The sequence below is a fragment of the Alteromonas sp. McT4-15 genome (genome assembly GCF_020515205.1).
Taxonomy (GTDB): Bacteria; Pseudomonadota; Gammaproteobacteria; order Enterobacterales; family Alteromonadaceae; genus Alteromonas.
The window spans coordinates 67,327-78,645 of sequence record NZ_JAJALG010000019.1; the positions used below are offsets into that span (position 1 = coordinate 67,327).

The 11,319-nt window shown below is 44.3% G+C and carries 13 protein-coding genes; 8 read left to right on the forward strand and 5 right to left on the reverse strand.

From position 1 onward, the window contains the following. Positions 1-15: 15 nt before the first annotated feature. From rsmB to def, 3 genes are read right to left on the reverse strand one after another with little or no spacing between them, the layout of a single operon-like run. On the reverse strand, positions 16-1,335 hold the full coding sequence (gene rsmB / locus LHL20_RS13735; protein WP_226433695.1) for a 16S rRNA (cytosine(967)-C(5))-methyltransferase RsmB: 1,320 nt from the start codon (positions 1,333-1,335) through the stop codon (positions 16-18). Beyond that, positions 1,332-2,288 carry a methionyl-tRNA formyltransferase gene (gene fmt, locus LHL20_RS13740; RefSeq protein WP_226433696.1) on the reverse strand — a complete coding sequence of 319 codons (957 nt, stop codon included), beginning with the start codon at positions 2,286-2,288 and terminating at the stop codon, positions 1,332-1,334. Before fmt ends, rsmB begins: the two co-directional genes overlap by 4 nt. An 8-nt stretch (positions 2,289-2,296) precedes the next feature. Beyond that, a complete protein-coding gene (gene def / locus LHL20_RS13745; protein ID WP_202263046.1) occupies positions 2,297-2,806 on the reverse strand; it encodes a peptide deformylase in 510 nt (169 codons plus the stop codon). 186 nt (positions 2,807-2,992) lie between these two features. Between def and LHL20_RS13750 the strand changes: the two genes are divergently transcribed. The 7 genes from LHL20_RS13750 to LHL20_RS13780 all read left to right on the forward strand — a co-directional run bounded on the left by LHL20_RS13750 (position 2,993) and on the right by LHL20_RS13780 (position 8,748). Continuing rightward, complete coding sequence (locus LHL20_RS13750; protein ID WP_226433697.1) at positions 2,993-4,096, forward strand: LysM peptidoglycan-binding domain-containing protein; 1,104 nt, start codon at positions 2,993-2,995, stop codon at positions 4,094-4,096. A gap of 37 nt (positions 4,097-4,133) precedes the next feature. Further along, positions 4,134-5,237 carry a DNA-processing protein DprA gene (gene dprA, locus LHL20_RS13755; protein WP_226433698.1) on the forward strand — a complete coding sequence of 368 codons (1,104 nt, stop codon included), beginning with the start codon at positions 4,134-4,136 and terminating at the stop codon, positions 5,235-5,237. Position 5,238: 1 nt separating this feature from the next. Further along, complete coding sequence (locus LHL20_RS13760) at positions 5,239-5,715, forward strand: DUF494 family protein (RefSeq protein WP_014947732.1); 477 nt, start codon at positions 5,239-5,241, stop codon at positions 5,713-5,715. A gap of 71 nt (positions 5,716-5,786) precedes the next feature. Next, entirely contained in the window at positions 5,787-6,329 is a 543-nt protein-coding gene (locus LHL20_RS13765; protein ID WP_226433699.1) for a DNA topoisomerase family protein, read from the forward strand. A 23-nt stretch (positions 6,330-6,352) separates the two neighbouring features. Next, positions 6,353-6,952: a Sua5/YciO/YrdC/YwlC family protein gene (locus tag LHL20_RS13770; protein WP_226433700.1), complete on the forward strand. Its 600-nt coding sequence runs from the start codon at positions 6,353-6,355 to the stop codon at positions 6,950-6,952. Then, on the forward strand, positions 6,949-7,881 hold the full coding sequence (hemF, locus tag LHL20_RS13775) for an oxygen-dependent coproporphyrinogen oxidase (RefSeq protein WP_226433701.1): 933 nt from the start codon (positions 6,949-6,951) through the stop codon (positions 7,879-7,881). Before LHL20_RS13770 ends, hemF begins: the two co-directional genes overlap by 4 nt. Positions 7,882-8,073: 192 nt before the next feature. Then, positions 8,074-8,748, forward strand: a complete 675-nt coding sequence (locus tag LHL20_RS13780; protein WP_226433702.1) for an OmpW family outer membrane protein — start codon at positions 8,074-8,076, stop codon at positions 8,746-8,748. 91 nt (positions 8,749-8,839) lie between these two features. Here LHL20_RS13780 and LHL20_RS13785 read toward each other — a convergent pair whose 3' ends face one another. Next, a complete protein-coding gene (locus LHL20_RS13785) occupies positions 8,840-9,268 on the reverse strand; it encodes a group II truncated hemoglobin (protein ID WP_226433703.1) in 429 nt (142 codons plus the stop codon). On the opposite strand from LHL20_RS13785, the gene aroE reads away from it, so the two are divergent. Next, positions 9,267-10,091 carry a shikimate dehydrogenase gene (gene aroE, locus LHL20_RS13790; protein ID WP_226433704.1) on the forward strand — a complete coding sequence of 275 codons (825 nt, stop codon included), beginning with the start codon at positions 9,267-9,269 and terminating at the stop codon, positions 10,089-10,091. The two genes, LHL20_RS13785 and aroE, sit on opposite strands and share 2 nt — an antisense overlap. Before the next feature lie 82 nt (positions 10,092-10,173). On the opposite strand, the gene LHL20_RS13795 is transcribed toward aroE, so the two are convergent. Continuing rightward, positions 10,174-10,707, reverse strand: a complete 534-nt coding sequence (locus tag LHL20_RS13795; RefSeq protein ID WP_226433705.1) for a gamma carbonic anhydrase family protein — start codon at positions 10,705-10,707, stop codon at positions 10,174-10,176. Between the last annotated feature and the right edge of the window lie 612 nt (positions 10,708-11,319).

Consider the following 11,319-nt stretch of genomic DNA (forward strand, 5'->3'; position numbering starts at 1 on the left):
TTGATAACGCACATCTTATGCTTTTGACTTTACCAGTCTCGCATAATAGAAACCATCCATTTGTTGCTCACTCGGTAAAATTTGGCGACCTGGATTCTCTGGGGTTTCCGTCTTTAGCAATGGCGCTAACGTTGCATCAGAGGTGTCTTTAAGGAACTGCTGAATTTGAAGCTTATTCTCTTGTGGCAATATAGAGCAAGTGGCGTATAGCAGGGTGCCACCTGGTTTTAATAAGCCCCATAATGCGTCGAGTATCTTACGCTGTAACTGTGCCAGATTGACAATATCGGTCGACTTTCTCAACCAGCGTATATCTGGATGCCTGCGGATTACACCAGTGGCAGAGCAGGGAGCGTCAAGTAAGATTCGATCAAACAATTGTCCATCCCACCACTGTGACGGTTGAGCAGCGTCGCCTTGCTTTATATCAACGCTATGCTTAAGGCGTGTCATATTTTCTTCTACACGCTTTAACCTGTCGCCATCGGCATCAAGTGCCAACAGATAACCCACATCGGGCGTAAGTTCAGCAATATGGCCTGTCTTGCCGCCTGGCGCGGCGCAACAGTCTAAAATACGTTCGTGAGATTGTGCTTGTAAGTAGTGTGCTGCTAGTTGGGCAGCGCCGTCTTGTACTGCAAAGTGACCTTTATCAAACCCCGGCAGCGCGGTAATGTCTTCACGCTTTGCCAAGATTAATGCGTCAGGGTGGTGGTCGCTTAGCGTGTACTTCACTTCTGCGTTATCGAGAGCTGCGCGAAAGTCACCTAATGAGGTTTGCTGTCGATTAACACGCAGCCATATAGGTGCCATTGCATTTGTTGCCGTGCGCACGGCGTCAGCATCTGCGCAATATGCATTATCAATCGCTTTGTACAGCCACTTAGGTAGTCCACTTTCAATAATGGGGTTCTCTATGGGCTTGCTAGCTAGTTTTTCACGCTCAAAATTACGCAAAACAGCATTCACTAAACCTTTAAGTCCTGCACCACCCAAATAGGACGCCGCGGCCACCGTTTCACCTACAGCAGCGTGTTGGCTAACGCGGGTAAAGTTAAGTTGATATAACCCGAGTAAAATAAGGTGTTCAATAATCTTCTTGTTGCCTTTAAGCGGACGGTCTAACAAAGTCCTTAGCCAGTGCTGCAATACAGGCAATTGTCGCATAACACCTAATGACATTTCTTGTAGCCATGCGTTATCACGAATATTGTGCCTGCGCTGCACACGTTCGAGACACTCTCGAGATGATTTACCCTGTTCTAAAATTTGATAAATAACCCACGCACAGTCTGCGCGTAGGTTTTTTTGTTTGGGAAGGGGAAATGGCTTCACTCTGTTGTCACTTGTGTAAGATTGCGACCGATTTCAAACCAGGCTTGTCGTGCGTTGATAACATCGGCTGCTGGCAATGCTTTTTTACCAGGTATTTGCAGGCTGGTAATGCGCAGTGCTCCTTTTCCTGTGGCAATGGTTATGCCTTCTTTATTAGCACTGACAATGGTGCCAGGTGAAACAGCTTTATCCAATGCTACAACGTCACCAGACCATACTTTGACATTGTGTTCGTCAATTTTCATCCAGGCGACAGGCCACGGATTGAATGCGCGAATATTACGTTCAATCTGTGCAGCATCGTCATGCCAATTAATAAGAGCTTCTTCCTTAGAAAGTTTCTTCGCATAGGTGGCCAATGCATCATCTTGTTTTTCTGGCGAGTAGCTATCGAAGTTATCGAGTACATCGACAAGCGCTTTAGGGCCCAGTGCGGCAAGCTTATCGTATAACGTTGCGCTGGTATCACTGCTTTCTATGGGGAGTGTAGCGATGTGAAGCATATCGCCAGTGTCTAAACCTTCATCCATCTGCATGATTGTGACACCAGTTTCACTATCGCCCGCCCAAATGGCACGCTGGATAGGGGCTGCACCACGCCACTTTGGCAAAATTGAGCCGTGCACATTAATGCAGCCTAACTTAGGCGCGTTAAGTACCGCTGTCGGCAATAATAAACCATAGGCCACCACTACCATTATGTCAGCGTCTATGGCAGCAAGTTCTTGCTGGGCTGCATCTTGTTTTAACGAAGCAGGCTGATAAACGGGAATGTTGTGCTCTTCACCCAATACCTTGACGGGACTTGCAGTGAGCTTTTTGCCGCGTCCGGCTGGACGGTCTGGCTGCGTATAAACAGCAACAACATCGTGTTTGCTATCTAATAACGCCGCTAAGTGCTGAGCGGCAAAATCCGGCGTACCGGCAAAAATAACTTTCAATGGCGTTGTCACAAGTGTCCTTACGCTTTAGCGGCTAAACGTGCTTCTTTTTCAAGCTTCTTACGAATGCGTTGGCGCTTTAAAGGAGACAGGTAATCAATAAAAAGCTTACCCTTTAGGTGGTCTAATTCGTGCTGAATACAAATGGCGAGTAAGCCCTCTGCATCAAGCTCGAATGTTTCTCCATCTGCATCAAGTGCTTTAACGGTAATTGACTCAGCGCGTTCTACTTTGGCGTAATTGCCTGGTACAGATAAACAGCCCTCTTCGCTGATAGTCACCCCATCTTTGCGAATAATTTCAGGGTTAATGAATACGCGTGGCTCGCTTTGATCTTCTGATACATCCATGACTACAACTTGTACGTGACGATCGACTTGCGTCGCCGCTAGGCCAATACCATTTTCATCTTTCATGGTTTCAAACATGTCAGATACGAGCTGCTTAATTTCGTCATTCACTTCTTCGACCGGCTTAGCTACCGTACGAAGACGTTCATCAGGAAAACTTAATACGTCTAAAATTGCCATTTCTCGCTTACTTCACCTTTTCGCTGTATAAATTCATATACGATCTAATTGCCAGCACACTTTACAGTGCCTATTAAGTTACTATTCTAACGTATATCACGTGCTTTCGTGCAGTTTTTTGCCGAATGCCTATAACAATACGTATAGATGCCGATATAGTGCTATTGTCTGAAAAAGCAACAATGTATGGCAGTGAATATTTTGCAGGTGGTTAATTTGAAAAAGCGATTAAACAACTCTTGTCGAATGATTATTTTAGCCATATGCGCGATGCTGTCTTTACCCGCGTTGTCATTGCAGCTAAAAGAAAGTGCGCCACAGACGTACACAGTGAAAAAAGGTGATACCTTGTGGGGTATTGCGAATGTGTTTCTTGACCAACCGTGGTTGTGGCCAGAATTATGGCGAACCAATACACAAATCAACAACCCTCACCTTATTTACCCCGGTGATATCATCACAGTGGGCTTTGTAGACGGTGAGCCAGTATTGACGCTACAGCGTGAGAAGCCTTCTTTGCGACTTTCCCCACAAACGAATAAACGCGTTAAGCCATCGCCGATTGATGTATTGGCATGGGAAGCCATTGCTCCATTTATCAGACAGCATACATTTCTTGATGAAGGCAACTACGAAATTCTGCCCAAATTGCTAGGCAATCAAGATGGCAATGTTCGTTTCGCCTCTGATGATTTCGTTTTAGGTCAGACGCAGTTCAGTACCAACAGTCAGTATCAAGTAGTAAGAAAGCAAGATACGATAAAAAACTTACACGGTGAAATACTCGGTGTTCAGGTCACTCACATTTCTACTGCGTCAGTTATTCCTGAAGGGCAGACAGAAAATGCCATGCTGCTACATATTGACGATGCCAATCAAGAGGCAAAGCGCGGTGACAAACTTCTGGAAGGCGGTTTTGAATACCCAGATAGCTTAACGCTTATGCCTGCCACATCACAGCGTGGCAGAGTAGTAGGCGACCTCCATGATCACGATCTACTAGGTAAGTATGACGTTGTTATTATTGATCTAGGTACGGCAGATGTTGTTCCAGGAACGGTGATGGGGTTGTATGTTCAAGGACCTGCAATTATTGACGACGAAGAGCCTCGTTACGTTAATGAGCCCGGCGTGAGTGGCGGCGGTGAATGGTTTATGGATACCGTTTCGCAGCCAGCGATGAAAGTCGGTGAAGTCATCATATTTAAAACGTTTGATACGGCCAGCTATGGTTTGATTACACGGGCAAGTAAAGGGATAACCAAGGGCTTTATAGCCGCTAACCCGTAATCAATTTACAGGCATTGCCGTAATGTTAGGAGCGGCAGTGCAATCAATATTACTTTCTTCTCAAGAGCAAGCCTGGCTTCATATGGCCTCTGCTCAGCGTGTTGCTAGCAAGCAATGGCTAGAGGCACTTGATCATTATCAATGCTCAGCGTTAACACTGCTTACCGATTTACCTAATGTGTCGGTTGAGTTAAATGAGCTAAAAGCGGCTATAGCACCTGGATTAGTAGAAAAAGCGATTAATTGGGCCTGCAGTAATCCTGCGCACCATTTAGTTTATTTTGGTTCTTCTTTTTATCCTGATGCACTTAAACAACTAGTCAGTCCACCCTTGGTACTTTTTGTTATTGGTGAGCCTGAGCTACTAAAAAAACCGCAAGTGGCTATTGTGGGAAGCCGTAGAGCGAGCAATGCAGGAAAAACTACTGCTCAAGAGTTTGCTCAGGGGCTCTCTGCCGTTGGAATAACGGTAACAAGTGGTTTAGCAACAGGCATAGACAGTGCTGCTCATCGCGGTGGGCTAACGGGAAATGGGCGTACCATTGCCGTAATGGGAACAGGGCCAGATGTAATATATCCGTCAAAGAATAAAGCACTTGCAAATAGTATTGTTGATGCTGGGGGCGCTATTATTTCTGAATTCTTCCCCGGACAAGGCCCTAAGCCATGGCACTTTCCTAGACGAAATAGGATTATTGCCGCACTAAGTATGGGCACTGTGGTGGTAGAAGCAAAAATAAAGAGTGGTACCTTGATAACTGCTAATTTGGCCGCAGATCTAGGCAAAGAGGTATTTGCGGTGCCAGGAAGCATTTTCCACGCTTACACCGAAGGTTGCCATTGGTTAATCCAACAGGGGGCCAAATTAGTAACTAAAGTAAATGATATTTTCGATGAATTCGCGATTGAGCCTCAGCAGTTGAGCTTAGGCGTAGACGTCGAAAAACAAAAAAGTGAAGTGAATAGCTTGGCAACCGATAAATTATTAGCTAGTGTGGATTATGACATCACCGCTATTGATGTTATAGCCCAGCGCAATGCTGTTACTGTCGATAAAGTAATGGCGTCATTATTAGAATATGAATTGCGTGGTTTGGTAGCCGCTGTCCCTGGGGGCTACGTTAAATTGAGGGGAAAATAACATGTTCGATATCCTCATGTATCTGTTCGAAAACTTCATACATAGTGAAACTGAAATTCGCGTCGACCAAGACGAGTTGACCGAAGAGCTTGTGCGCGCAGGGTTTCATCATGATGAAATTTACAAAGCCCTCGCATGGCTAGAGAAACTGGCTGCATTACAAGAAACGGATATAAAGCCTTATTTTTGTAAAGGCATTAGTACCAGTTTGAGCCGTATCTACACCCATGAAGAACAAATGCGTTTAGACGTAGAATGTCGCGGTTTTCTGATGTTTTTAGAGCAAGTAAATGTGCTTGATGCATCAACTCGTGAGATGGTGATCGACCGTGTAATGGAAATCGACTCTAACGAATTCTGTCTGGAAGATTTGAAATGGGTTGTGCTAATGGTGCTATTTAACGTGCCGGGTAAAGAGAAAGCCTACGCGCAAATGGAAGATTTACTGTTCGAAGAGCCTGATGGCGTATTGCATTAAATTAAAATCTGCCGTCGCGCTTTTTGTGTTTAACTAAGTGCGCTGCCAATGGTAGTGCACTTAAGGTTCTTATGTCGAAAATAGACCATTCTTTGTTTTCCGCTCACGAGCATGCACTAGAGGATAACTTTGGTGATTGTCCTGATTGTGGTAAACCGCTGCATATTAAAAATAGTAAATCAGGTCCGTTCATTGGCTGTACGGGGTATCCAGATTGTCACTTTAGTAAACCGCTTCACGATAAACAAACCACGCTTTTAAAAACACTGGATGGTGTGTCTTGCCCAGAATGTAACGGAACATTGGCCATAAAGAAAGGTCGGTTTGGTATGTTTATTGGCTGTACTAACTTTCCTGATTGCCACCACATAGCACCGATTAAACAACAAGAAGACACGCTTGTTGACTGCCCCAAATGTAAGAAAGGGCATTTAATATCGCGTACTAACAAGTATGGAAAACAGTTTTTTGCATGTAACCATTATCCCCAATGTCGTTATGTGCTAAATTTCACGCCTGTGAACGAAGCCTGTCCACAATGCGGATGGGGAGTGTTGATTGATAAAAAAGGGCAAGTTCAATGCCCACAACCTTCCTGTGGCTTTAAGAAATAACCTGCGCGAAAGCTGAGAAGAACATGTCTGAATTCCACAATGGGAATGCAATTGACTCTGCATCGGATGATGTGAAAGAAAGCGACCCTATTGTCGCTGCCTTCAATGAAGGAAAGTTACTGGTTTATCCTACAGAAGCGGTCATGGGTATAGGGTGCGACCCTGATAATGAAACTGCTGTAAACGCATTATTGGAACTTAAGCAACGTCCAGTAGAAAAGGGCGTTATCTTAGTTGCAGCCAATTATAGTCAGCTTTTACCTTACGTTAATGATAATGCGATTAGGCCAGACAGACGCACTGATATTTTTTCTAGTTGGCCTGGCCCTAATACGTGGTTACTACCAAAATCGGCAACTGCACCGCAGTGGATTACTGGGCAGCATGACAAAATAGCCGTTAGGGTAACCAATCATCCAGTGGTTGTGGCACTTTGCACAAAATTAGGTAAACCTTTGGTGTCAACCAGTGCCAATCTCACAGGACAATCTCCCGCCATAACACTAGAGCAAGCTAAAGCTGTGTTTGCAGAATCCGTGACGTATGTTGAGGGCGAAGTTGGCGGTGCTACAAAACCCAGTGTAATACGAGATGGCGATACAGCAGAGGTAATACGCCCATGATATCAACAGAGCTACTAGACGGAAAAAACGCAAAAGATGTTATTGCACAGGTAAAAGCTTATCTACTCAACTTGCAAGATACTATTTGTCAAACATTAGAGCTTGCCGACGGAAAAGGTCAATTTGTTGAAGACAGCTGGGAACGTGAAGAGGGAGGCGGCGGTCGCTCGCGTGTACTTAAAGACGGTGCGGTTATCGAGCAAGGCGGCGTCAATTTCTCACATGTCTTTGGTAGTCAAATGCCTGCATCCGCAACGGCAAACCGACCAGAGCTAGCAGGCCGTAATTTCCAGGCGATGGGGGTGTCTCTCGTTATTCATCCACATAACCCTTACATTCCCACTTCACATGCAAACGTACGCTTTTTTATTGCAGAAAAAGAGGGAGAGGCACCTATTTGGTGGTTTGGTGGTGGTTTTGACCTAACGCCCTTTTATCCATTTAAAGAAGATGTTGTGCATTGGCATGATACAGCTAAAAAACTCTGTAAGCCATTTGGTGAAGAGGTCTATCCAAAATACAAAAAGTGGTGTGACGATTACTTTTATCTGAAGCATCGAAATGAAACACGTGGTGTTGGCGGTCTTTTCTTTGACGATCTCAATGAGTGGGGATTCGAGCAATCGTTTGCGTTTATGCAAGCCGTGGGTAATGGCTATATTGATGCCTATGTCCCTATCGTGGAGCGCAGAAAACAAGCGCCTTACGGCGAACGGGAGCGTGACTTTCAGCTGTATCGTCGTGGTCGCTACGTAGAGTTTAACTTGGTGTTTGATAGAGGCACTTTGTTTGGTTTGCAAACTGGTGGTAGGACAGAGTCAATTCTTATGTCTATGCCGCCGCTGGCGCGATGGGAGTATTGTTATACACCTGCACCAGGTAGTGCAGAAGCCAAACTAGTCGATTGGCTTAAACCTACACAGTGGTAACTCTCGCGATAATAGTTAACCAATATGCCAGAAACGCCGCAACATAATCATTGCGGCGTTTCTTTTTGATCTATATCAACTTGTATTAGTGTCAGTGTTTCAGTTACTTATGAACTTTGCGCTGGATCAACATTTCACTTCATCAAAAGCGTACAGTGGCGTCATCTTATTTAAACACACGAGAGACACACCATGCGTAAACACACTCTTTCAGCAATTTGCCTTACACTCGCAGCACTTTCTCCACTAGCTAGCGCTCACCAGCAAGGTGACTGGGTTGTGCGCGGCGGCCTAACTACCGTTGCCCCAGATGAGTCATCATCAAATATCATTGCTGGTGGTACTGATCTAGGTGTTGCATTAACGGTTGATAACAATACGCAACTTGGTATTAATGTGGCGTACTTCCTAACAGACAACATCAACCTTGAGTTGTTAGCTGCTACACCTTTCAAACACGATGTGAACTTCTCTGTTTCCGATCCGTTGGGTACGGGTACTCAATTGGGTGAAGTAACACATTTGCCACCATCGTTAACTGCAAACTACTACTTTAACGATGCTAACTCGCCGTTTCAGCCATATGTTGGAGCTGGTGTAAACTATACAATTTTCTTTGACGAAGAGTTTACAGGGGCTAACAGCGATGCTGGCCTTAGCGACTTATCACTAGACAATTCATTTGGACTTACAGCACAAGTTGGAATGGACTACATTGTAGATAAAAAATGGCACGTGAATGCCTCAGTACGTTTCATCGATATTGATACCGACGCAACATTTAAAGTAGGTGAAGCTGATGGCGTTGTGAGCGATATTGAAATTGACCCTTGGGTTTACACTATCTCAGTGGGTTACACATTCTAGTTATTTAATTGCACTACTCATGCGCCATTAAGAGCGTGAACAGTAACAGGGGACTTGCGCGCCAAGAGAGTAATCTCGACAGCGCGCTTTTTTATTTGCTATTAATCATATGCTCTGCAAGTTGATCGAGCGCTTGCAGCAATTGTTGAGCAAGTGCCATATCGTCAACGGTTTGAAACAAAGCCTTGCGCATACAATACATCCACTGATCTTTAAGCACAGGTGTAACAGTAAAGGGTAAGTGCCTAGCACGAAGCCGCGGATGGCCAAACTGTTGCTGAAAGTCATCGGGACCGCCTAACCACAGGCTTAAATACAAAAAGAATACATGTCGAATTCTGTCGAGAGGTTGCGGATGTATAGCCAATAGCTCTTCGGCCATAGGATCGGTTTCCATAATGTCATAGAACGTATTGGAAAGTGCTCTTACTTTCTCTTCTCCACCTATTCGGTAATATGGTGTACTCTTTTTAACATCTTCGCTTTTCTGTTTTGTTTTAAATAAGTCTCGTATTCCCATGAAAAAATTCGCTGTATTCGGAAATCCTATAGCTCAGAGTTTATCACCAACTATCCACCAAATGTTTGCACAACAGGTAGGGGAAGAGATTTCTTATGAAAAAATCCTGGCGCCTGAAGATGGTTTTGTCGAAGCAGCATCAGCATTTCTAGCCCAAGATGCTGCAATAGGGTGCAATGTTACTATGCCGTTCAAATTAGATGCCTATAATTTTGCTCAGGTTGAAGACGCTGCCGCGAATGATGCGAAGGCCGTAAATACGCTCATGAAGACAGCGGATGGAAACGTTTATGGTTTTAACACCGACGGGATTGGTTTAGTGAATGATTTACTTAATAACGGTGTAGCACTAAAAAATAAACACGTTTTACTGTTAGGTGCTGGTGGTGCGGCACGAGGTGTTGTTTCGCCGTTATTTGAAGCCGGTATCGCAAAACTTACTATTGCTAATAGAACGCTAAGCCGTGCAGAGCAGGTGGCCAGTGAAAGTCAGTACAATGAAATAGCGGTAATGACGCTTGAGGACGTAGCGTCGATAACACCACACGTAATCATCAATTCTACTGCAGCAAGTTTAAACGGCGAACTTCCATGCAATATAAATGCAGCGTCCTTAAGTGAGTGTGAAGCGGTGTATGACATGGTTTATAAAAATTCACCGACACCTTTTATGCAAGAAGCAACAAAGTTGGGGGTAACGCAAAGTTTAGATGGGTTAGGTATGTTAGTTGAACAAGCTGCCGCAGCATTTACCATTTGGACAGGCAAAAAACCAAATACTGCCAAGGTAGTAGATAAAGTAAGAGAACTGATAAAGAGCTAGTGGCACGGCTCGTCGGGATATAGCCCAGCAGCGCCACTTATTAAACATTCTTGCAGACAAATAGCGTCCTGAATGCAGAGGTCTAGGCGTCTTCTAAATATTCGTCTTTTAAATTAACGTAATTAATCGCCGACTGTTTTAGAAAGGCAATTTCGCTTTCTTTCAGAGGACGTTTCTTTTGCATTGGGTTGCCTACATAAAGGTATCCGCTTTCAAGACGCTTATTGGGAGGGACTAATGTACCAGCACCGATGAACACATCGTCTTCTACAATAACGCCGTCCATAATAATAGCCCCCATACCAACCAGTATCCGACTGCCAAGTTCACAACCGTGTAGCATGCACTTATGGCCTACCGTCACATCTTCACCAATAATTAATGGAAAGCCCTCGGGGTTTTGTGCTGATTTGCGAGTAACGTGCAGCACGCTACCATCTTGTACATTACTACGGGCACCTATTCTGATTTTGTTTACATCGCCCCTTGCCGCGACAAGGGGCCAAATGCTTGCGTCATCACCTAATACTACATCACCGGCAATGACAGCTGACGGGTCGACATAGCAGTTAGCACCAAGAGTTGGGGTTATCGATTTATAGGTACGTAGGGTCAAAGCATGATTCCTTTTCTATTGATACTTTATTAGTTCTACTATTTTAGGTATCGAAAAATGAATGAGTAAGAGTAATGACAATTACTTTACCACGCTAATTGCGTTATTTAAGAATACGGGTGTACTAAATCTCTATATGTTTATTGCAAACAAAGGAGAGCGTGATTAGGTGATAACAAATAGTGTAGATCGCTAGATGGTCCATAGTGAGACTATAAAATAGTGTGTTTGCTGAGCGAAGTGGGGCTTTATTGAGCAAACAAACGCAATATGACACTTTTTTTAAAATAAGTGTTGACGTGGGCGCTCAATTCCCTAAAATGCGCATCCGCTTCGGGGGAAAGCAAAACAGCAAACCTCTTGAAGTAAGTCTCTACTACCTACATAGACCAGTAAAGACGGGAGTTTAGAAGAAACGCTTCAGAAAATAAATTTTCAAAAAGTGTTGACAACGAAAACTTCCAGCGTATAATGCGCACCTCACTCGAACAGGGTGAGTCACTAAGAAGCAACGCTTCTAGTGAATGTTCTTTAAAAATTTAGACAAGACAATCTGTGTGGGCACTCGTTAAGAGTGTCACAACGACGATTCATATTTCGATATATTTAATT